Annotated in this window: 20 protein-coding genes; 8 read left to right on the top strand and 12 right to left on the bottom strand. The window is 76.0% G+C overall.

What is annotated here, in order from left to right:
* Positions 1-6: 6 nt before the first annotated feature.
* Together KPL57_RS47215 and KPL57_RS47210 are read left to right on the top strand one after the other, a co-directional pair.
* The gene (locus KPL57_RS47215; protein WP_226356977.1) at positions 7-429 is read left to right on the top strand and encodes a hypothetical protein; all 423 of its coding nucleotides are present in this window, start codon (positions 7-9) and stop codon (positions 427-429) included.
* A gap of 14 nt (positions 430-443) precedes the next feature.
* Positions 444-1,211: a PIG-L deacetylase family protein gene (locus tag KPL57_RS47210; protein WP_226356976.1), complete on the top strand. Its 768-nt coding sequence runs from the start codon at positions 444-446 to the stop codon at positions 1,209-1,211.
* 21 nt (positions 1,212-1,232) lie between these two features.
* On the opposite strand, the gene KPL57_RS47205 is transcribed toward KPL57_RS47210, so the two are convergent.
* Positions 1,233-2,174 (bottom strand): ATP-binding protein, encoded by a 942-nt coding sequence (locus KPL57_RS47205; protein ID WP_226356975.1) that lies wholly within the window; start codon positions 2,172-2,174, stop codon positions 1,233-1,235.
* Positions 2,171-3,088: an MEDS domain-containing protein gene (locus tag KPL57_RS47200; RefSeq protein WP_226356974.1), complete on the bottom strand. Its 918-nt coding sequence runs from the start codon at positions 3,086-3,088 to the stop codon at positions 2,171-2,173. Before KPL57_RS47200 ends, KPL57_RS47205 begins: the two co-directional genes overlap by 4 nt.
* A gap of 199 nt (positions 3,089-3,287) precedes the next feature.
* Here KPL57_RS47200 and KPL57_RS47195 point away from each other — a divergent pair, with 199 nt between their 5' ends.
* A complete protein-coding gene (locus KPL57_RS47195; RefSeq protein WP_226356973.1) occupies positions 3,288-3,509 on the top strand; it encodes a hypothetical protein in 222 nt (73 codons plus the stop codon).
* Positions 3,510-3,549: 40 nt separating this feature from the next.
* Positions 3,550-5,139, top strand: a complete 1,590-nt coding sequence (gene mdlC / locus KPL57_RS47190; protein ID WP_226356972.1) for a benzoylformate decarboxylase — start codon at positions 3,550-3,552, stop codon at positions 5,137-5,139.
* Positions 5,140-5,158: 19 nt separating this feature from the next.
* Here the strand turns inward: mdlC and KPL57_RS47185 are convergent, their stop codons facing one another.
* Positions 5,159-6,961: an ABC transporter ATP-binding protein gene (locus KPL57_RS47185; protein ID WP_308253110.1), complete on the bottom strand. Its 1,803-nt coding sequence runs from the start codon at positions 6,959-6,961 to the stop codon at positions 5,159-5,161.
* An 84-nt stretch (positions 6,962-7,045) separates the two neighbouring features.
* Between KPL57_RS47185 and KPL57_RS47180 the strand changes: the two genes are divergently transcribed.
* Positions 7,046-7,519, top strand: a complete 474-nt coding sequence (locus tag KPL57_RS47180; protein WP_226356971.1) for a MarR family winged helix-turn-helix transcriptional regulator — start codon at positions 7,046-7,048, stop codon at positions 7,517-7,519.
* A gap of 56 nt (positions 7,520-7,575) precedes the next feature.
* Positions 7,576-7,863, top strand: coding sequence for a YrhK family protein (locus KPL57_RS47175; protein ID WP_226356970.1), 288 nt, complete (start codon positions 7,576-7,578; stop codon positions 7,861-7,863).
* Here KPL57_RS47175 and KPL57_RS47170 read toward each other — a convergent pair.
* Genes KPL57_RS47170 through KPL57_RS47150 form a run of 5 tightly spaced genes read right to left on the bottom strand, consistent with a single transcriptional unit; the run spans position 7,851 to position 12,190 of the window.
* A complete protein-coding gene (locus KPL57_RS47170) occupies positions 7,851-8,525 on the bottom strand; it encodes a phosphonatase-like hydrolase (RefSeq protein ID WP_226356969.1) in 675 nt (224 codons plus the stop codon). The genes KPL57_RS47175 and KPL57_RS47170 overlap by 13 nt on opposite strands.
* Positions 8,522-9,352, bottom strand: coding sequence for a phosphonate ABC transporter, permease protein PhnE (phnE, locus tag KPL57_RS47165; RefSeq protein WP_226356968.1), 831 nt, complete (start codon positions 9,350-9,352; stop codon positions 8,522-8,524). Before phnE ends, KPL57_RS47170 begins: the two co-directional genes overlap by 4 nt.
* Positions 9,349-10,092, bottom strand: a complete 744-nt coding sequence (locus KPL57_RS47160) for a phosphonate ABC transporter ATP-binding protein (RefSeq protein ID WP_226356967.1) — start codon at positions 10,090-10,092, stop codon at positions 9,349-9,351. Before KPL57_RS47160 ends, phnE begins: the two co-directional genes overlap by 4 nt.
* A complete protein-coding gene (locus tag KPL57_RS47155; protein ID WP_226356966.1) occupies positions 10,089-11,000 on the bottom strand; it encodes a phosphate/phosphite/phosphonate ABC transporter substrate-binding protein in 912 nt (303 codons plus the stop codon). The genes KPL57_RS47160 and KPL57_RS47155 overlap by 4 nt, the downstream gene beginning before the upstream one ends.
* A 14-nt stretch (positions 11,001-11,014) precedes the next feature.
* On the bottom strand, positions 11,015-12,190 hold the full coding sequence (locus KPL57_RS47150) for a TIGR03364 family FAD-dependent oxidoreductase (RefSeq protein WP_226356965.1): 1,176 nt from the start codon (positions 12,188-12,190) through the stop codon (positions 11,015-11,017).
* A 125-nt stretch (positions 12,191-12,315) separates the two neighbouring features.
* On the opposite strand from KPL57_RS47150, the gene KPL57_RS47145 reads away from it, so the two are divergent.
* Positions 12,316-13,050, top strand: coding sequence for a GntR family transcriptional regulator (locus KPL57_RS47145; RefSeq protein WP_202968498.1), 735 nt, complete (start codon positions 12,316-12,318; stop codon positions 13,048-13,050).
* Between the two features lie 733 nt (positions 13,051-13,783).
* Here the strand turns inward: KPL57_RS47145 and KPL57_RS47135 are convergent.
* Entirely contained in the window at positions 13,784-14,839 is a 1,056-nt protein-coding gene (locus tag KPL57_RS47135) for an alcohol dehydrogenase catalytic domain-containing protein (RefSeq protein WP_226356964.1), read from the bottom strand.
* Positions 14,840-14,979: 140 nt separating this feature from the next.
* On the opposite strand from KPL57_RS47135, the gene hchA reads away from it, so the two are divergent.
* On the top strand, positions 14,980-15,858 hold the full coding sequence (hchA, locus tag KPL57_RS47130) for a glyoxalase III HchA (RefSeq protein ID WP_226356963.1): 879 nt from the start codon (positions 14,980-14,982) through the stop codon (positions 15,856-15,858).
* 25 nt (positions 15,859-15,883) lie between these two features.
* Here the strand turns inward: hchA and KPL57_RS47125 are convergent, their stop codons facing one another.
* From KPL57_RS47125 to KPL57_RS47115, 3 genes are read right to left on the bottom strand one after another with little or no spacing between them, the layout of a single operon-like run.
* Complete coding sequence (locus tag KPL57_RS47125) at positions 15,884-18,607, bottom strand: molybdopterin-dependent oxidoreductase (RefSeq protein ID WP_226356962.1); 2,724 nt, start codon at positions 18,605-18,607, stop codon at positions 15,884-15,886.
* The gene (locus KPL57_RS47120; protein ID WP_226356961.1) at positions 18,604-19,410 is read right to left on the bottom strand and encodes an FAD binding domain-containing protein; all 807 of its coding nucleotides are present in this window, start codon (positions 19,408-19,410) and stop codon (positions 18,604-18,606) included. The genes KPL57_RS47125 and KPL57_RS47120 overlap by 4 nt, the downstream gene beginning before the upstream one ends.
* A gap of 4 nt (positions 19,411-19,414) precedes the next feature.
* On the bottom strand, positions 19,415-20,791 hold the full coding sequence (locus KPL57_RS47115; RefSeq protein ID WP_226356960.1) for an 8-oxoguanine deaminase: 1,377 nt from the start codon (positions 20,789-20,791) through the stop codon (positions 19,415-19,417).
* Positions 20,792-20,866 lie beyond the last annotated feature (75 nt).

The raw sequence follows: 20,866 nt of genomic DNA, 5'->3' as shown, positions 1-20,866 counted from the left end.
CGGACGGTGCTGATCGCCGCCGTCGTCCAGGCCGTCGCGACCGTGCTGCTGGCCGGGATCGCCTGGACCGTGCAGGTGGTGGTCTACCCGGCGTTCGCGCTGGTCCCGGCCGGGTCCTGGGTCCGCTACCACGCCGCGCACAGCCGGGCGGTCACGCTCGTCGTCGGGCCGCCGTGGGTCGCGCAGGGGCTCGCGACGGCGGTGCTGCTGGTCCTCGGACCCGGCGAGCCGCTGGTGTGGGTGGCCGCGGTGGCGGCCGCCGCGGGCGTCGCGGTGACCCTGCCCGCGGTGTCGCTGCACCGCCGGCTCGACCCGGCCGCGCGCCCGGGGGACCTGCGCCGGCTGCTGCGGGTCAACCTGGTCCGTGCGCTGGTGTGGTCGGCCGGGTCCGTGGTGGGGGTCCTGCTGGTGACCGCCTCCGGCGCGTGACCCAGGATGGCCGGGTGACTGCGACCGAGGACGAGCGCACGGCGGTCGACGACCGCGCGCACACCGGGGTGGAGCGCGTGCTGGTGATCGCCGCGCACCCCGACGACATCGACTTCTCCTGCAGCGGCACCGTCGCGGTGTGGACCGCGGCCGGGGTCGCGGTGACCTACTGCCTGGTGACCGACGGCGACGCGGGCGGCTTCGACCCGGCCGTGCCGCGCGGCGACATCGCGGGCATCCGCCGGGCCGAGCAGACCGCCGCGGCCGCCGAGGCCGGTGTCACCGACCTGGTGTTCCTCGGCCATCCCGACGGGCGGCTGACCGTCACCCTGGAGCTGCGCCGCGACCTGGCCCGGGTGATCCGGCAGGTCCGCCCGGACCGGGTCGTCGTCCCGCAGCCGGTGCGCGACCTGCGGAGCATGTACGGCAGCCACCCCGACCACACCGCGACCGGCGAGGCCGCCCTGTGCGCGGTCTACCCCGACGCACGCAACCCCTACGCCTTCCCCGAGCTCGCCGAGGCCGGGTACGAGGCGCACACGGTCGGCGAGGTGTGGGTCCTGGGTCCGGCCCCCGCCGACGACCCCGGGGGTGCACGGCACGTCGACATCACCGACACCATCGACGTGAAGATCGCGGCGCTGCGCGCGCACGCGAGCCAGACCGCGCACATGTCCGGCCTGGAGGACATGATCGGGAACTGGTCCGGGTCGATGGCCGAGCGGGCCGGGTTCCCGTCCGGGCGGCTGGTGGAGTCCTTCCACGCGCTCGACACGCGCTGAGACCCCCGGGCCCGGGTGCGCTCAGGCGGCGGCGCGGATGCGGACGTGGGTGCCCGCGTCGTCGCCCCACACGTGCAGCAGGTCGCAGAGCTGGCGGGCGATCCAGATCCCGCGCCCGTGCGCGCGGCCCGGGTCCGGCGGGGCCAGGCCGGGCAGCGGGTCGGCGAGCCGGCCGCCGTCGTGGACCTCGCAGACGACGTCCTGCTCGGGCGTCCACAGCATGAGCCGCGCCGTGTGCGTCCCGTGGTGGACGGCGTTGGTGGCGACCTCGTTGACCGCGACGGTGACGTCCTCCGCGCGGCTGTCGGGGAACCCCTGGCCGCGCAGTGCTTCGTCGACGGCGCGGCGCACGTCGCGCAGCTGCGTGGCGTCGAAGCGGAACTCCTGCGCGGGGGCGCCGAGCTCGGCGGGCACCGGGGCGCCGAGGCCGTCGAGCAGCCGGCGCGGGTCGGCGTCGACACCGGTCGGGACGGGCCGGCCGTCGTCGAGGACGAACGGATGCGCGCGGCGCACGACCTCGGCGATGGGCCCGGGCAGGTCCGCGGGGAAGAAGCAGAGCAGCCGCAGCGGCAGGTCGGCCAGGGCGAGCGCCGCGGCCGCCTCGACCTCGCCCCAGTAGGCGCCGCGCGGGTCGTCGAGGTCCGCGGAGTGCTCGACGACGACGGTCACCGGCCCCGCGACCGCCCGGTGGCGGGCCCGCAGGACCCGGGCCAGGCGCGCCGCCTCGGTCTGGCCCGACGGACCGTCGGGCCCGCAGTCGCGGCGCAGCCGCAGCAGCCCGGCGACGGCGTCCGCGCCGAGGGCCTCGGCGACCCGGCCGCGCAGCGCGACCTCGGTGACCGGGCGGAGCAGGGTCGCCACCGACCCGCCCGCGGCGAGCGCGTCGAGCACGGTGTCGGCGAGCCGGTCGGTCAGGTCGCCGTCGCCGCCGTGCCGGCACAGGGCGTGCACCAGCCCGCTCACTCCGACCCACCTCCGGCGAGGCCCAGCGCGTCGGCGGGGCAGAGGGCGTGCCGCTCGCGGGTGCTCATCTCCAGCTGCGGGGCGAACCCCGCACCGCAGCGTTCGAGCAGCCGGGCCACACCGGGACGCAGGTTCACCAGCCGTAGCCGCACGCTGACCGGGAGCTCGTCGGCGGCGTGCACGAGGCTGACCGCACCGGCGACGTCGACGAACCGCAGCGCGGACAGGTCCGCGGTCAGCGTGCCCTCGCCGACGTCGCCGCGCACGACCCGGTCGATCAGCCTGGCCAGCACCCGGCGGACCTGGGGCCGGTTGGCGTGGTCGACCTCGCCGGCCAGCCGGACCCGGGCCGGGCCGATCTCGGTGACGCGCAGCAGGCTGTCGTCGTAGAGCGGGGCGGCGGTCAGCTCGGCGGGGTGCAGGCTGCGCATCGTCGCGATGAGCTCGTCGGGGTAGCGCAGGTGGTCGTAGACGCACAGCGCGCGCAGCGGGTGGTCGCGGACGGCGTCGTCGAGCCTGCGGTCGTACTCGTCGAGCACCTGTCCCCCGGGCCGGCGCAGGCCGTGGTCCATCTGGCCGCTGAAGCGCAGCCCGGCCCAGCCGTCGTCGAGGGCGGAGGTGACGTTCTGCTCCATCACCCCGGTCAGCTCGTCGAGCGGGGCGTGCAGGGCGGCGCGGGTGAACTCGCCCGGGACGAGCTGGAACTGCCCGGACCGCAGCGGCCCGGTGACGTCGACGCCGTCGTCGGCCAGGCGGGACAAGACCAGCCCGGCGGTGTCGTCGTCGAAGTAGGCGACCCGCTCCCCCGCCGTGAGCCCCTCGGCCAGGAACGCGGCGACGTCCTCGGCGAGCTGCTCGTCGCTGACCGGCACGGTCAGCACGTGCCGGTGGGGATCCCGTACCGGTGCGGTCACACGTCACCCCCGTCGTGGCGTCCCCGACGGCCCCCCGACAGGTGTGACGCTGCGTACACGATAAGTGATCACGGGTCCGACGGCGACCCGACGCTGTTGTTCAGGCGTGCCGAGGCGTAGAGTTAGCCGGACCGAACTCCGGTGTTCGGGGCGCACGGTGCGAGCAGGGGGCACGGGCGCCGATCAGGAGGTGGACGCCATGTTCCGAGCCGCTCCGCAGTCGCGGGCGACCGAGGTGCGCACGGTCGTGCTCGCCGGTGTGCTCATGGTGCTGCTGGCCGTCGCCACGATCGTCTCCGTGCCGCTGGCCCCCACCGCCGTCACCCTGGTCCTGGCCGCCGCCGCGCTGGCCGTGCGGCCGCTGGTCGTCGCCCACGTACGCCGCGGCGCCCGGGCCGAGCGGGTCGCCGCGCGCCGCTGACGGCACCTACGGTGGGGGTCCCGCGACCCGAGGAGCCCCCATGACGACCGTCGGCGAGGCCGGCTGGCAGGTGCTGACCGCCCACGGCATCGACACCGTGTTCGGCAACCCCGGCTCGAACGAGCTGCCGTTCCTCGCGGCGATGCCCGACGGGGTGCGCTACGTGCTCGGCCTGCACGAGGGCGCCGTACTGGGCATGGCCGACGGCTACGCCCTGGCCACCGGCGGCCCGGCGCTGGTCAACCTGCACGCGGCGTCCGGGTCGGGCAACGCGATGGGCGCGCTCACCAACGCCGTCTACTCCCACTCCCCGCTCGTGCTGACCGCGGGCCAGCAGGTGCGGTCCACGGTCGGCCAGGAGGTCATGCTGACCAACGTGGACGCGGCCGCGCTGCCGCGCCCGCTGGTCAAGTACGCCGCCGAGCCCGCGTCGGCCCAGGACGTGCCGCGTGCGCTGTCCCAGGCGGTGCACACCGCGCTGCTGGCCCCCCGGGGGCCGGTCTACCTCTCGGTCCCCTACGACGACTGGTCCCGCGAGGCGGGCCCGGACGCCGCGCACCTGCCGTCCCGGCGTGCGACCGCCGCCGCCGAGCTCGGCGAGGCGGCGCTCTCCGAGCTGGCCGGAGCACTGGCCGGGGCGGCGAACCCGGTGCTGGTGCTGGGCCCGCAGGTCGACGCGGACCGGGCCAACGACCACGCCGTCGCCCTCGCCGAGCGGCTCGCCTGCCCGGTCTGGATCGCGCCGTCGGCGTCGCGGTGCCCGTTCCCGACCCGGCACCCGGCGTTCCGCGGGATCCTCCCGGCCTCGGTGCGCGACGTGTCCGACCGGCTGGCCGGGCACGACGTCGTGCTCGTCGCGGGCGCTCCGGTGTTCCGCTACCACCAGTGGGTCCCCGGTGACCTGCTGCCGGCGGGCACCCGGCTGCTGCACCTGACCGCGGACCCGGCCGAGGCCGCGCGGGCCCCGATGGGCGAGGCGTGGGTCGGCCCGGTCGGCCCGGCGCTGGCCGCGCTCGCCGGACGGGTGCCCGCCTCCGGGCGGGAGCCGCTGCCGCCCCGGTCCGGGCCGCCCGCACCGCAGGGCGCCGAGGACCACGTCCCGCCGCAGCAGCTGTTCGCGCTGGTCCGCGACGCGGCCCCGGCCGGGACCGTGCACGTCTGCGAGTCCACCTCGACCATCGACGACTTCGTCGCCCAGGCCGACCTCACCGAGCCGGGCAGCTACCTGTTCCCCGCCTCCGGCGGCCTGGGGTTCGGGCTGCCCGCCGCCGTCGGGGCGCAGCTGGCCCACGGCGACGCGCGCCGGGTGGTCGCACTCGTCGGCGACGGGTCGGCCAACTACGGCATCACCGCGCTGTGGACGGCGGCGCAGTACCGGGTGCCGGTGGTCTTCGTGATCCTGAAGAACGGCACCTACGGCGCGCTGCGCGGCTTCGCGGGGCTGCTGGGCACCGGGGAGACACCGGGCCTGGACGTCCCCGGCCTGGACTTCGTGAAGATCTCCGAGGGCTACGGCGTCCCGGCGGTGTCGGTGTCCGACGCCGCGTCGGCGGCGGCCGCGCTCAAGGACGCGTTCGCCGCCGACGGGCCGCGGCTGGTCGAGGTCGTCACGGCCCCGGGCGTGGCGTAGGCGCTCACACCGTCGCCGTTCACACCGTCGCCAGCGCGGCGTAGCGGCCCGCGTCGGCGAGCAGCTCGTCGTGGCTGCCGGACTCGACGATCCGTCCGTGGTCGACGACGGCGATCCGGTCGGCGCCGCGCACGGTGGAGAGCCGGTGCGCGATGGTGATCGTCGTCCGGCCGTGGGCCAGCGCGTCGAACGCGGCCTGCACGGCGCGCTCGGTGCGGGTGTCCAGCGCGCTGGTGGCCTCGTCGAGGACCAGCACCTTCGGGTCGCGCAGCAGCGTGCGGGCGATCGCGATGCGCTGCTTCTCCCCGCCGGAGAAGCGGTGCCCGCGCGAGCCGACGACGGTGTCGTAGCCGTCGGGCAGGCCGGTGATCAGGTCGTGGACCTGCGCGGCGCGCGCGGCGGCCTCGATCTCGGCGTCGGTGGCGTCCGGACGGGCGTGGCGCAGGTTCTCCCGCACGGTGGCGTGCAGCAGGTAGGTGTCCTGCCCGACGACGCCGACGATCCGGGTGAGGTCGGCGGCGGCCATGTCCCGCAGGTCCACGCCGTCGATGGTGACCCGGCCCGCGGTCGGGTCGTGCAGCCGCGCGACCAGCCCCGCCAGGGTGGTCTTGCCCGAGCCGGTCTCGCCGACCAGCGCCAGGGTGGTCCCGGCCGGGACGTCGAGGTCGATCCCGGCGACGGCGGCGGCGTCGCTGCCCGGGTAGGCGAACGTGACGCCCTCGAGGCGCACGTGCCCGCGTACGCGGTCGTGGTCCACCGCGACCGGGTGCTCGGGCTCCACGACGTCGACGGTCAGGTCCAGGTACTCGAAGATCCGGGCGAACAGCGCCAGCGACGCCACGATCTGGACCCCGACGCTGAGCAGCCCCATGACCGGCCGGAACAGCCCGCCCTGCAGCGCGGTGAACGCGACCAGGGTGCCGATGCTCATCGTCCCGGCCGCGAACGGCAGGCCGGCGGCGAGGTAGATGACCGCCGGGACGGCGGCGAACACGACCTGGGTGACGGCCATCGTCCAGCGTCCGGCGAGCTGGGAGCGCAGCTCCAGCCCGATCAGCCGCGACGACGAGGTGCTGAACCGGCGGGTCAGCTCCGGTCCGCTGCCGAGGGTCTTGGACAGCGCGACGCCGTCGACGGACAGGCTCTCCTCGACGGTGACGTTGAGGTCGGCCAGCTCCCGCTGCTGGGCGGCGGTGATCGCGCGGCGGGTGCGGGCGACCCGGCGGGTCAGCAGGATCGCCGGGGGCAGCACGACCAGCGAGACCAGGGTGAGCTGCCAGGACAGCGCGAGCATGGCGACCAGGGTCGCGACGGTGGTGGTCAGGTTCGACGCGACCGAGGTCGCGGTGTTCGTGACCACCGACTGCATGCCGCCGATGTCGTTGGTGATGCGCGACTGCACCTCACCGGTGCGGGTGCGGGTGAAGAAGGCCAGGCTCTGGCGCTGCAGGTGGGCGAAGACGCCGGTGCGCAGCCCGTGCATGACCTCCTGGCCGATGCGGGTGGAGATCCAGGTCTGGGCGACGCCGAGCGCGGCGGTCACCGCGGCGACCGCGACCATCCCGCCGGCGAGCCAGGCGAGCAGGGTGACGTCGCGCTGCGGCAGCGCCACGTCGATGACCTCGCGCAGCAGGAACGGCGAGGCCATCCCGACGATCGACGAGGCGACGATCGTCACGACGACGACCGAGAGCGGGCCCCGGTGCGGGGCGAACAGGGCGCCGATGCGCCGTAGCGAGACCGCGCGGGCCTGTTCCTTCTCCTCCGGTGAGGAGGTGCGGGTGTCGGGCCGGCCGGGCCGGTTCGGGGGTCGGGGGTCCAAGGGGAGCTCCTCACGATGCTGCGCCACAATGCTGTGGTTACCTCACTATGAGGCAACAACAGTGTCGCTTGCTAGTCTGTTCCCGTGCCGGAACCCGACTTTCCGAGTGACCTCGTCGACGCGTTCTGGGCCGTGGCGCGGCGGCTGCGGCACACCTCCGCCGAGCGGCTGGCGGACTGGGGGCTGTCGCCGTCGCAGGCCAGGGCGCTGATGGTGCTGGCCCGGCACGGCGAGATGCGCCCCGGCGAGCTGGCCGGGCACCTGCGCATCGCGCCCCGCTCGGCGACCGAGGTCGTCGACGCGCTGGCCGGGCTCGGGATGGTGGAGCGCGCGGCGGACCCGGGCGACCGCCGGGCCGTGCTGCTGCGGCTGACCGGCGACGGCGCGGCGACCGCCGGTGCGATCCGGGCGGGCCGCGCCGACGAGGCGCAGCAGTTCTTCGGCAGGCTCGGCGACCACGACCGGGCCGAGCTCGCCCGGATCCTGGGCACCCTGCGCGACGAGGTGCACCGCGACGCGCACCGCGGGCCGGGCTGCGACGCACCCGCCGCCCCCTGACCCGACCCGGGTCACACCGCGCGTCGGACAGGCCCGGCGCGGGGTAGTCCCCCGGCATGGACATCGCCGAGAACGGCCGGACCCTCACCCTCACCGTCGGCCACGCGGAGCTGGTGGTCCGCCGCCGCTACGAGGCGCTCAGCATCGCCAACGACGTCCTGATCGGGATCTGGTTCGTCGTCGGCAGCGTGCTGTTCCTCTCCGACGCGACGAGCTACGCCGGGACGTGGCTGTTCGTCGTCGGGTCGATCGAGATGCTCGTCCGCCCGGTGATCCGGCTGGCCCGGCACCTGCACCTCCGCCGGATCTCGGGCAACCCGCCCGAGGCCGGTCACGACTTCTGACCGGCCACCGCGCAGAGCCCGGGGAGGTCGGCGACGCCGTCGACGACGTCGGTCGGCCCGGCCGCGAGGAGCTCGGCGCGGGTCTGCGCGCCGGACAGCACCGCGACCACCCGCCCGGCGGCGGCGTTGCGGCCGGCCTGCACGTCGAGCACCGTGTCGCCCGCGGTCAGGACCGCACCGGGGTCCTCGACCCCCGTCAGCGCCATCGCCCGGTGGACCATCGCCGGGTCGGGGCGGCCCGCGCCGACCTCCTCGGCGCAGACCACGGCGTCGAGCGCGCCGGTGAACGCCGCGGGCAGCGCGGCCAGCAGGGGGTCGGTCACCTGCCGGTCGAAGCCCGTGGTGAGCACGACGGCGGTCCCGGCGGCCCGCAGCGCCGCGCACGCCCGGGTCACGCCGGGCAGCGGGCGCGGCGGTGCGGCGGCGTAGGCGTCGGCGAGCGCGGCGACGAAGGCGTCGTGCAGCTCCTCGACGTGCGCCGGGTCGCCGCATCCGGTGAGCGCGGCCAGCGCCTCGCGCTTGTCGGCGCCCATCCAGCGGCGGATCGCCGCGTCGTCGCCCGCGTGCCCGGCCTCCCGGACGACCTCGGCGAGGACCCGGTAGACCGCTCCCCCCTCGTCGACGGTGGTCCCGGCGATGTCCAGTGCGGCGAGTCGGATCACGTGTCACTCCCGAGACGGCGGCGGACCAGCGCGGACAGCTGGTCGACCGCGACGATCAGCACCAGCACGACGAGGATGTGGGTGAGCATCTCGTCGAACCGGAACAGCTGGATGGACTGGTTGATGAGGAACCCGATGCCGCCGGCGCCGACCAGGCCGAGCACCAGCGACGAGCGGACGTTGACGTCGAAGCGGTAGAGCAGCAGCCCCACCAGCTGCGGGGTGACCGACGGCAGCAGCGCGTGCACGGCGACCTGCAGCCGTCCGGCGCCCGCGGAGCGCAGCGCGGTGGGCGGGCCGGGGTCGGCGTCCTCGACGGTCTCGGCCCAGAGCTTGCCCATCACGCCGATGTTGTGCAGGACCAGCGCGAGCACCCCGGGGAACGGGCCGAGCCCGACCGCGGTGACGAAGACCAGTGCGAACACGACGTCGGGCACGGCGCGCAGGAACGACAGCAGGCCACGGGCGGCCTGGTAGGTGACCGGCCCGGGGGCGGTGCCGCGCGCGGCGGCCAGGGCGAGCCCCAGCGCGAACGGGATCGACAGGGTGGTGCCGAGCAGCCCGATCCACAGCGTGACCAGGGCTCCCTGCAGGCTCGGACCCAGGACCGCCCAGGACAGGTCGGGCGGGATCGCCTCGGTGAGGAACTCGGCCATGCCGTCGGCGCCGCCGAGCAGCGTCGCGAACGACATCTCGGTGGTGCGCCAGGCGATGACGTGCACGACCAGCAGCACGACGACGACCGTCGCGGCCAGGGCGAGGGTGCGCGGGTCGCGGCGCCGCGGCGGGACGGGGACGCGGCGGACGTCCGGTGCGGTGGTGGTCACGGTGCGGCCTCCAGGGCGGCCGCCGGCTCGCGGTGGTCGGCGGTGTCGGGGTAGAGCGCGCGGACGTCGCCGCCGGGGGGTCCGTCGAGGACGACGTGCCCGGACCGCAGCCCGACGACGCGGTCGGCGTGCCGGGCGGCGAGGTCGGGCTGGTGCAGGACGGCGAGCACGGCGAGGCGCTCGGTGTGGGCGAGCTCGGCGAGCAGGCCGAGCACCTGCTCGGCGGCGGCCGGGTCGAGCGCGGACACCGGCTCGTCGGCGAGCAGGACCCGGGCGCGCTGGCACAGTGCACGGGCGACGGCGACCCGCTGCTGCTGCCCGCCGGACAGCGACCCGGCGCGGTCGTGGGCGCGGTCGGCGAGGCCGACGCGGTCCAGGCAGCCCATCGCCTCCTCCCGCAGCGCCCGCGGGAACAGGGCCGGGACCAGCGAGGACCGCAGCTGGAGCCGTCCCAGCGCGCCGGCGCAGACGTTGTCGAGCACGGTGCGCCGGGTGACGAGGTGGATCCGCTGGAAGACCAGCGCGACGTCGAGCCGTCCGCGCGGCCGGCCGCCGACGAGCACCCGTCCGAGGTGCGGGGTCAGCCCGGCGGCGGCGCGCAGCAGCGTCGACTTGCCCGAGCCGTTGGCGCCGAGGACGGCGAGCAGCTCCCCGGCGTGGACGTCGACGTCGACGCCGTGGAGGACCTCGCGGTCGCCGTAGCGCACCCGGGCGCCGCGGACCGCCAGCAGCGCGCTCACTGGACGTCCTTCTCGGTCAGGCCGAGCGTGCGGGCCAGCTCGAACAGCGGCGCGTAGGTGTCGCGGGTGACCGGGACGAGCTTCCCGGGCGGGGTGACGTCGAGCAGTGCGCCGATCTCCCCCACCGCCTGCGGGTCGAGGTTCAGCAGGGCGTCGGTGACGGCGGCCTTGAACGCCGGGTCGAGGTTGCCGCGCACGGTCACCGGGTCGTTGGGGATCGGCGCGGAGGTCCAGACCCGGCGGAACCCCGCCGGGTCGAACGTCCCCGACGCGGTCGCCGAGGCCAGCTGCTGGGAGTTGATCTCGGCGGCGTCGACGGTGCCGTTGGTCAGCGCGAGCAGCGCCTCGGGGTGGCCGCCGGCGTAGTCGACCCGGACGTCGGCGGGGGCGAGCCCGGCGTCGAGCAGCGCCTTGCGCGGGAGGGCGTCACCGGAGGTGGAGCCGACCGAGCCCAGGGCGAGGGTGCGGCCGCGCAGCTGGGCCACCGTGGTGACGTCGGAACCGCGCGGCACCCAGATCCCGGCGGTGTAGGCGGACAGCTCACCGGTCGCGGTGCCGAACGAGGCGACCGGCTCGGCCCCGGCGCGCTCGGACGCGAAGACGTAGCCGAGCGGGCCGAAGATCCCGATCTCCAGGCGGTCGTTGCGCATGGCGAGGACCTCGGCCGCGTAGTCGTCGGTGACCTGCACCTGGACCGGGCAGCTCAGCCGGCGTTCGAGGGCGTCGCCGAGGATCTCCGCGGCGGGCACGAGCTTCGCCGGGTCCTCGAAGGGTTCGATGCCCATCCGGATCCGCCCACCGGGGCAGGTGGGCGACTCGGCGGCGGCGGGGCCGGACGGGCCGGCGCAGGCGGTGAGGGCGAGGCTCGCGGCCAGTGCGGCGACGACGAGCAGGCGGGGGCGGCGCATGGGGGTCTCCCGTTTCAGAGGACGCGGTCGAGCACGGCCGGTGCGAGGCCGAACGCGGTGGCCATGCCGATGCCGGAGGTGACCGCGACGGCGGTCGTCGCCGGTGCGACCGGGCGGATCAGGAACTCGCCGGGGGCGTCGGCGTAGACGCCCCGCCAGCGGCGGACGACGTCGACGCCGGTCCCGAGCAGCGCCCGGGTCTCGGCGAGCAGCAGGTCGTCGAGGGTCTCGTCGGTCCAGGGCTCGGGTGTGCGGTCGTAGTGGTGGGTGTCGCCGACGACGAGGTCGCCGCCGGGCAGCTGGGTGAGCATGTGGTTGACGCCCGCGTCGAGCAGCTCCGGGCGCTCGGTGCGCCAGCGCTCGCGCAGCGCGGCGGCGCCCGCTGTGCCCGACAGGGCCGGGTAGCGCAGCATCGAGCTGCCGGTGAGCACGGCCGGGCCGATCGTGAGCGGGGTGCGCGGGCGGACCTGCAGCATCTGCAGGACGCAGCGCCGCAGGCCCGCGTCGTCGGCGAGGCCGGGGACGAGGCGGTCCAGGTCGTGACCGACGCAGAGGAGGACCCGGTGGGCCCGGAACTCCCCGCGCCCGGTGCGGACGACCACCGGGCCGTCGCCGCTCGCGTCCCCGATCCCGCCCGCGCCGATCCCGGTCTCGCCGGACCCGGCGCCGGCCGCGTCGATGCCGTGCACCGGGCAGCCGAAGTGGATCTCGGCACCGGGCCGGGCCGCGAGCCACGCCGCGATCGCCCCGGCCGCCCGGCGCTGCTCGACCCGCAGGTCACGCGGCAGGAACGCCCCGCCGTGCAGTCCCTCGCGGGCGACCGGGACCCGGTCGAGGACCCGCGCCGGGTCGAGCAGCTCGACGTCGTCGCCCCGGGTGGCCGCGAGCTCCTCGAGCGCGGCGCGCTCCTCGACCGACCGGGCGACGACCACGGTGCCGCACTCGGCGACGCCGAACCCGGCCTCGGCGCCCAGCCGCAACCAGGTGCCACGGCCACGGGTGGCGAACTCCAGCGCGTCGCCGGTCTGGGCGGTGAGGCAGCCGTGGCCGAAGTTGCGCACCGAGGCCCCGACGGCGTGCTCGTCGCGCTCGAGCACGGTCACGGCCAGGCCGCGCTCGACGGCCTCGACGGCGTGGGCGAGGCCGACGACGCCGGCCCCGACGATCAGGAGGTCACTCGTCCGGGTCACGGCGGCGACGGTGCCAGCCGGATGTCCCGCACCGCAATGACTTGTCGATACAAGTCGGGATCCGTTCACCTGCCCGACCCCTGGACGTCGTGCTCAGCGGCCTGACGCTTGTAGAGTCACCGTCCGTGGGGACCCCGTTGCACCGCACACTGGCCGACGAGCTGCGCACCCGGATCCGCAGCGGCGCGATCGGTGTCGGCGAGGCGCTGCCGTCCGAGGCCGAGCTGTGCCGGGAGTTCTCGGCCTCGCGCGGCCCCGTCCGCCAGGCACTGGCCGCCCTGCGCGACGAGGGCCTGATCGGCGGCGGGCAGGGCCGGCGCCCGGTGGTGCTCGACGCGGTGCCGGCCCAGCCGTTCGAGTCGTTCCTGTCCTTCACCCGGCGCGCGGAGCTGACCGGCCACGTCCCGGGCCAGCGCCTGCACGAGATCGCGCTGCGGCACCCGTCGCCCGCGGTCGCGGCGGCGCTGGGCCTGGAGCCCGAGGACTACGCGGTCCAGCTGATCCGGCTGCGCCTGCTCGACGACCGTCCCGCGATGCTGGAGCGGATGACCTACGTGGAGAAGGTCGGGCGCGCCCTGCTCGACGCCGACCTCAACGCCGGGTCGATCTACGCCCTGCTCACCGGCCAGGGCGTCGACCTGCACGCGGCCCGGCACACCTTCGACGCCGTCGCCGCCGACGAGCTCGACGCGTCCCTGCTCGACGTCGAGGTCGGACACCCCCTGCTCCGCGAACGACGGCTGACCTGGGACTCCGCCGGGGACGCCCTCGAGTGGTCGGAGGACCGCTACCGCCCGGACGTCGCGACCGTGACGGTGACGAACACCCGCAGCGGGCGGGGTGGGTTCGCGCGGGAGTGAGCGGGTGGGGGGCGCCCGCGGGTGGGCGGCGACGGGCACCCGTCGGCGACCGCGGTGCCCGGGCCCGGTCGCGCCACGGATCGGGGCCCGCGGGCTCGGACTCCGGCTCGCCCCCCCCGGCCCCGGCTCGGCTCGGCCCGGCCCGGCCCGGCTCCGGCTCCGGCTCCGGCTCCGGCTCCGGCTCCGGCTCCGGCTCCGAGATGATCGACCGCCGCCGGGAGCGCGCCCGCGGGCCGGTGCACGACGGCGCCGGACCGGAGTCGCACCGCCGCCACAGTCGCCGCCGCCTTCGCCGCCGCCACCCCTGCCACCGCCACTGTCGCTGCCGCCGCCACGCAGAGGTGCCCCTGTTCTGAATTCGCTTACCGGGTAAGCGAATCGACACACATCCCCCTCCGGAGCCGGGAGGACGACCGCCCTGCCGAATCGGTTCGTGCGATGAGCTGTTCCCGCAGACCCCCGGAGTCGGGTCCGCCGTGGCGCATCGGGTGGATACGAGCGCCACACCAACGGCCGGCATCCGTACGCCCGGAGAAGCCCAGACATGGTGCTCCGGACCTCGTCGGGCGGGCGGCGGCGACGGCAGCGCCCCGGCCCCACCGGACCCGCACCCGCGCCCGACCGGACCCGGACCGGGCCCGAGGCGGCCCGGCCCCGACCCAACCAGACCCGGCCCAGCCCAGCCAGACCCGGTCCGGCCCGGCCCGGCCCGGCCCGACGATCGGGAGCGACGTCAGGGCCGCACGGCCTGGCGCGGCGCCGCACCCGGCGCCCCGGCGGCGGCGAAGGCGTCGTCGAGCGCGTCGAGGGACCACGGGCCACCGGTCAGCTCGGCGAACGGGAACCGCGTGTGCTCGGCGACGAGGAACGCGACCGCGGCGGCGAGGTGGCGGGGGGCGTAGTTGTGCACGCCGACGACCGTGTGCAGCCCGCGGACCAGGCGTTCCGGGTCGAGTCCCACCGCGGGGCCGGGCGACACCGAACCGGCGAGGACGGCGGTGCCGCCGACGTCGAGCGCGTCGAGGCAGGCGCGCACGGCGGCGGGTGCACCGGACAGCTCCAGCGCGACGTCGAACGCCCGCTCCGGCGGGGTCCCGACCGTGTCCGCGGCGCCGAAGCGGCGGGCCCGGTCGCGGCGGTCGGCGTGCGGGTCGGCGACCACGACCTCGGCGCCCGCGCGGGAGGCCATCGCCGCCGCGGTCACACCGAGCATGCCCGCACCCGTCACCAGCACCCGCGCTCCCGGGCCCGGCGAGCCGGCGGCGTCGAGGACCGCGGCGACCGTGGCCGTCGCGCACGAGGCGGGTGCGGCGACCTCGTCGGGCACCGCCGAGGGGACGACGACCGTCGCCGTGCCCGGCGCCAGCAGGCAGTGGGTGGCGAACCCGCCGGTCAGCGGGCGGGCCTCGTCCAGCGGGGCGTGGCCGTACTTGTGCAGGTCGGTGCACTTCTGCGGGATCCCGCGACGGCAGCGGCGGCACTCCCCGCAGGACGCGGCGACCGAGAAGACGATCCGGTCGCCGGTCCGCACCGGCGACCCGTCGACGTGGTGCAGGCCCGGCGCCGTCGCGACGACCCGCCCGACCTGCTCGTGCCCGAGCACCCCCGGCACCGGCGACGAGCGGTGCCCGCGGGTCGTGTGCAGGTCCGAACCGCACACCGTCGCCAGGTCGACCGCCACCAGGACCTCACCCGGCCCCGGCTCGCCGAGCGCGGTCGTGACCAGGCGGAACGGGGCGCCGACGCCGTCCCAGCGGGCGTAGCGGGCGGTCGTCACGGGAGCTGCCATGCCCGCGACGGTCGCACCACCTCGCCGGGCCGTCCACCACCCTGTATGGACAAGTTGGTGAACGCACGGCGGCGCGGTTCACCGGCACCGGGCGGGGGTACGCCGCGCGGGCACCGCACGAACGACCCGGAGGCACCCCGATGTCCGACAGCACGCTCAGCAAGGACCCCACCGCGGACCCGGCGGAGCACGAGGCCTACTTCCCGTCGCCGTACTCGCTGGACGCCTACACCGCGCCGAGGACCGACTTCGACGGTCTCGCCACCGAGCGGCACGCCTGGACCGGCGGCCGCTGGAAGGTGCTCGTCCTGGCCACCGACGAGCGCTACCTGCGCATGGGCAACGGCACCTTCTTCTCCACCGGCAACCACCCGGTGGAGACCCTGCTCCCCCTGCACCACGTCCTGGAGGCCGGGTTCGGCGTCGAGATCGCGACGCTCACCGGCAACCCGGCGAAGTTCGAGTGGTGGGCCTACCCCGGCGAGGACGAGGCGGTCGGCAGTGCCCGCGACAAGCTGATCGCCCAGTGGCGGGCCCCGAAGTCGCTGGCCGAGGTCGTCGAGCGCGAGCTGGGCGAGGACTCGGACTACCTCGCGGTGTTCGTCCCCGGCGGGCACGGTGCGCTGTCCGGGCTGCCGTTCTCCACCGACGTCCGCGACACCCTGGAGTGGGCGATGCGCAGCGACCGGCTCGTGGTGTCGCTGTGCCACGGGCCCGCCGCGTTCCTCTCGACCCGCATCGGCCGCGGCCGGTCGGTGTTCGAGGGGTACGAGATGTGCGTGTTCCCCGACTCGCTCGACGCCGGCGCCAACATCGACATCGGCTACCTGCCCGGCGAGATGCCGTGGCTGCTCGGCAAGGCCCTGCAGGACGAGGGCGTCCGTGTGGTCAACGACGACATGACCGGCCGCTGCACCACCGACCGCAACCTCATCACCGGCGACAGCCCCCTGGCCGCGAACGAGCTGGGCAAGCTCACCGCGACCGCACTGCTGGAGCACGCCCGCCGCCGCGGCTGACCACTGCGTCTCGGGACGCCGTGCCTCAGGGCGCCGTGCCGCCGGCCGCCAGCCGCCACACCCGGTCGCGGCTGAACGGCTGGTGGTACGGCCGCACCCCCAGCGCCCGGCGGATCGCGTTCGCGACCGCGGGTGCCACCGGGTTGTAGGGAGCCTCGCTCATCGACTTCGCGCCGTAGGTGCCGAGCGCGTCGTGGGTGCGGGCGTAGCGCACCTCGGTATCCGGGACGTCGGCCATCTGCGGCACCCGGTAGGTGCGGAACACCGGGTTGAGGACCTCCCCGGACTCTCCCACGTACACCTCCTCGTAGAGCGCGCTGCCGAGTCCCATCGCGGCGCCGCCCTCGACCTGCCCGCGCAGCTGCTCGGGGTTCAGGACGGTGCCGGCGTCGACGGCCTGCACCGACCGCAGCACCCGGACCTCGCCGGTCGCGGTGTCCACCGCGGCGCGCACGCCGTGGCAGTTCGCGGTGATCGCCCGCGCGGTGCCGGGCTCCTCCCCCGTGGCCGCCAGCCCCGCGGGCGACGACGCGGCGGCCAGCACGTCGTCGAGCGTCCACTCGCCGCCGGGTGCCGTGACACCGGCCGCGTGCAGCTCCCCGCCGCCGGTGACGGTGAGGATCCGCTCCCGCAGCGCGGTCGCCGCGGCGTGCAGTGCCTTGCCCGCGACGGTGGTGCCCGCCGAGGCGAACGCCCCGGTGTCGTAGCCGCAGGCGTCGGTGTCGCCGTGGTGGGCGTCGACGCGGTCCGGGGTCGTACCGAGCACGGTGGCGACGACCTGGCGGTGCGTGGTCGTGGTGCCGTTGCCGAACTCGACGGTGCCGGCGCCGAGCCGGTAGCGCCCGCCGGGCAGCAGCGTCACCGTGGTGGTGGCGGCGTGCCCTAACGGGGCCATCGTCGTCATCATGCCCAGGGCGACGCCCTCGCCGACCCGCCACGTCGGGCCGTCGGGGACCGGGTCACCGGTGCCGTCGGCCAGGGCGTCCTCCACGAGGTCGAGGCACTGGTCCATGCCGTAGCTCGTCCAGTGCAGGTCGTGCTCGGGCTCGCCGTGGTGGGCGACGTGCAGCGGGTCCCCGGCCCGGACCATGTTGCGTCGCCGCAGGTCGAACGGGTCGACGTCCAGCGCGATCGCCAGCTCGTCCATCGCGGACTCGACGGCGAACATCACCTGGCCCAGGCCGTAGCCGCGGAACGCGCCGCTGGGCACGTTGTGGGTGTAGACGACCTCGGCGTCGAGGTGCTTGACGGGGCAGTTGTAGACGCTGACCGACTCGGCGACGGAGTGGAACAGCACCCCGCGGGAGTGGTTGCCGTAGGCGCCGGTGTCGGACAGGACGTCGAGCTTCATCGCGGTGAGCCGGCCGTCGTCGTCGGCGCCGAGGGTGACCGCGACCCGCATCGGGTGGCGCAGCGCGGTGCGGGTGAACTCCTCGGACCGGGTGAACTCGTGGACGACGGTGCGCCCGGTCCGCAGCACCGCGAGCCCGACGAGGTCCTCGGCGAACATCTCCTGCTTGCCGCCGAACCCGCCGCCGACCCGCGCGGTGTGCACCCGGACCCGGTCCGGGTCGAGGCCGAGCACCCGGGCGAGCTCGCCGCGGGTGAGGAACGGGACCTGGGTGCCCGCCCGCACGACGAGCCTGCCGTCGGCGTCGAGCGAGCCGATCGCGCCGTGGCACTCCAGCTGGGCGTGCGCGACGCGGCTGGTGCGCCAGGTGCCGGTGACGGTGTGCGCGGACGCCGCGAGCGCGGCGTCGACGTCGCCGCCGTGCCCGCCGTGCAGGGCGAGCACGACGTTGCGCCCGGCGTCGTCGACGCGGTCGGCCGGGCTCCGGTCCGGGTGCACCAGCGGCGCACCGGGCCGCCGGGCCGCCTCCGGGTCGAGCACGGCGGGCAGCACCTCGTAGTCGACGGCGACCAGCGCGCAGGCCGCCTCGGCCTGCGCCGGGGTCTCGGCGACGACGGCGGCGACCCGCTGCCCGACGTGGCGGACGACGTCGTCGAGCATCCGGGTGTCGTCGGGGTCGTCGGTGCGGTGCTCGTGCCGGGCGGTGGAGTAGCGCAGGTCCGGCACGTCGTGGTGGGTCAGCACCAGCGCGACGCCCGGCGCGGACTGCGCGGCGGTGGTGTCGATCGACCGGATGCGGGCGTGGGCGTGCGGGGAGCCGAGGATCCGCAGGTGCAGGGCCCCGGTGAGGTCGGTGTCGAAGGTGAACGGCTCGCTGCCGGTGACGATGCGCTCCGCCGCCGGCGGCCGCGCCGAGCAGCCGACGGTGCCGGCGGTCCCGCCCGGGGCGCGCGGGGTGCAGCCGCCACGGACGCCGGTCTCGATCGCCTCGCGGATGCTGCGGTAGCCGGTGCAGCGGCACAGGTTGCCCTTCATCCGCCGCGGCAGGTCGTCGAGGTCGTCGGGGGTGAGCGCGGTGGCGGTGACGATCTGGCCGGCCGTGCAGAACCCGCACTGGAACCCGAACTTCTCCACGAACGCCTGCTGGACCGGGTGCAGCTCCCCGTCCGCCCCGGCCAGCCCGGCGACGGTGGTGACCCGCGCGCCGTCGAGGCGCTGGGCGGGGATCAGGCACGAGTGCACGGGCCGGTCGTCGAGCAGGACGGTGCAGGCGCCGCAGTCCCCGGCGTCGCACCCCTTCTTGACCTCCAGGTGCCCGTGCTCGCGCAGGAACGTGCGGGTGCACTGCCCCGGGGCGGGCTCCGCCTCCAGCTCGGTGTCGTTGACGTGCAGCTTCACGACAGCTCCTCCCGGATCTGCTCCAGCAGCACCGCGCTGACCCCGTGGCGCCAGTCCGCGGAACCGAGCGGGTCGGTGTACCAGCCGTCGACGGCGTCGACGTCGGCGCGCAGCCGGTCCGCGTCGGGCACGCCGGCCGGGTAGCGCAGGACGGTGGGCGCCTCGGTCGCGGCGGTGATCACGAACGTGGCGGCGCCGCCGTCGGGTGCGGTGTCGACCCGCCCGGTGAGCACGGCGCCGGAGCGGCCGAGCTCGGCGAGTGCGATCTTGCGGAACGCGGTGCGGGCGCGGAGCGCGGCGCCGGGCAGCTCGACCGCGCGCAGGACCTCGCCGGGGCCCAGCGCGGTGGTGCCGTTGCCGGTGACGAGCGACGCGACCGGGACGCGGTGCTCCTCGCCGTCGGGGGGCCAGACGACGGCGAGCCCGTCGAGCGTCGCGGCGAGCGCGACCATCCCGGCGGCGGCGTAGGCGCGGCACACGTTCCCGCCGACGGTCGCGGTGTGCCAGATCTTCCACGACGCGAGCAGGGCGTGCGCGCACTGGGCGAACAGCGGGGTCCCGGTGCGCTCGCCGTGCGCGGCGAGGTCGGCGATCGGGCAGGTCGCGGCCACCGACAGGCCGCCGCCGGGCAGGTCGGACAGCGGCTCCCAGCCCATCGTGGTGAGGTCGACCAGGCCGGTGACGCCGGGCTGCGGCTCGGAGAACAGCCACGTCCCGCCGGCGAGGATCCGCTCCCCCGGCGCCAGCGCCAGGTCGGCGCGCTCGCGGGCGCGCCGGAACCCGGTGACGGTGTGCAGGTCCATCCGCTCACCCGGCCTTGGCCACGAGGTCGCGGTGCACGGCGGCGCACTCGGCGGCGACGGTGTCGGTGTCGACGGTGAGCACGGTGTCCCGTTCGACGACCGGGCGGCCGTGCACGAGCAGCAGCTCCAGCGGCGGCGGGGTGCCCAGGACGAGGGCGGCGACCGGGTCGGCGACGTCGCGGTGCCGGAACCCGTCGAGCCGCCACAGGGCGAGGTCGGCGAGCTTGCCGGTCTCGATCGACCCGATCTCGTCCTCGCGACCGAGCACCCGGGCGCCGCCGAGCGTGCCCAGTTCCAGGGCCTCGCGCACCGACAGGGCACGGGGGCCGACCGCGGCGCGGGCGAACAGGACGGCGTGCTTGACGTCCTCCAGCAGGTGGGTGCCCTCGTTGGAGGCGGCGCCGTCGACACCGATCCCGACCCGGGCGCCCGCGTCGACGAGGTCGCGGACCCGCGCGATGCCCGCGCCGAGACGGCCGTTGGAGGTGGGGCAGTGCGCGACGCCGGTGCCGGTCGCGCCGATCGTCTTCACCGCGTCGTCGTCGAGGTGCACGGTGTGGGCGAACCACACGTCGGGCCCGGTCCAGCCCAGGTCGGCGACGTACTCGGTGGGGGTGGCGCCGAAGCGCTCCCGGCAGTACGCCTCCTCGTCGTCGGTCTCGGCGAGGTGGGTGTGCAGCCGCACCCCGAGCTCGCGGGCCAGCGTCGCGGACTCGCGCATCAGCTCGGCCGTCACCGAGAACGGCGAGCAGGGGGCCAGCGCGATCCGCAGCATCGACCCCGGCGACGGGTCGTGCCAGCGGGCGACGGCGTCGGCGGACGCGGCGAGGATCTCGTCGCGGTCGGAGACGACGTGGTCCGGCGGCAGCCCGCCCGCGCTGCGCCCGAGGTCCATCGAGCCGCGGGTCGGGTGGAACCTCAGCCCCACCTGCTGCGCGGCACGGATCTCGGCGCCGAGCACGTCACCGCCCTCGCGGGGGAAGACGTAGTGGTGGTCGGTGGTGGTGCTGCAGCCCGACAGCGCGAGCGCGGACAGCGCGCCGGTGGCGCCGGTGTGCACGGCGTGCTCGTCGATGCCCGCCCACACCGGGTACAGCGTGGTCAGCCACTCGAACAGCGTGTGGTCGACGGCGAGCCCGCGGGTCACCCACTGGTAGAGGTGGTGGTGGGTGTTGACCAGGCCCGGGGTGAGCAGGCAGCCGCGGGCGTCGACCCGGCGGTCGTAGGACCCCGCCGGGGCGGGACCGGACCCGACCTCCGCGATCCGTTCCCCCTCGACGACGACGTGCCCCCCGCGGAGTTCCTCCCCGGTGACGGTGACGACGTGGGCACCCTCGATGGCGATCCGGTGTGCGGTCCGGCCGGCGCTCGGCTGCTGCATGGACCCAGTGCACCGCGCGCCGGTCACCGGGAGAAGGCACCGCCGTGACGAATCGGGGTCCCCCGCGGCGCACCG

The sequence above is a fragment of the Pseudonocardia sp. ICBG601 genome (assembly GCF_020496245.1).
This window is presented reverse-complemented; position numbering and strand designations above follow the sequence as displayed.

Coding starts and splice junctions, on each gene's coding strand:
- KPL57_RS47135 (WP_226356964.1), bottom strand. CDS start 14,839: ATGGCAGCTCCCGTGACGACCGCCCGCTACGCCCGCTGGGACGGCGTC.
- KPL57_RS47115 (WP_226356960.1), bottom strand. CDS start 20,791: ATGCAGCAGCCGAGCGCCGGCCGGACCGCACACCGGATCGCCATCGAG.
- KPL57_RS47155 (WP_226356966.1), bottom strand. CDS start 11,000: ATGCGCCGCCCCCGCCTGCTCGTCGTCGCCGCACTGGCCGCGAGCCTC.
- mdlC (WP_226356972.1), top strand. CDS start 3,550: ATGACGACCGTCGGCGAGGCCGGCTGGCAGGTGCTGACCGCCCACGGC.
- KPL57_RS47175 (WP_226356970.1), top strand. CDS start 7,576: ATGGACATCGCCGAGAACGGCCGGACCCTCACCCTCACCGTCGGCCAC.
- hchA (WP_226356963.1), top strand. CDS start 14,980: ATGTCCGACAGCACGCTCAGCAAGGACCCCACCGCGGACCCGGCGGAG.
- KPL57_RS47195 (WP_226356973.1), top strand. CDS start 3,288: ATGTTCCGAGCCGCTCCGCAGTCGCGGGCGACCGAGGTGCGCACGGTC.
- KPL57_RS47120 (WP_226356961.1), bottom strand. CDS start 19,410: ATGGACCTGCACACCGTCACCGGGTTCCGGCGCGCCCGCGAGCGCGCC.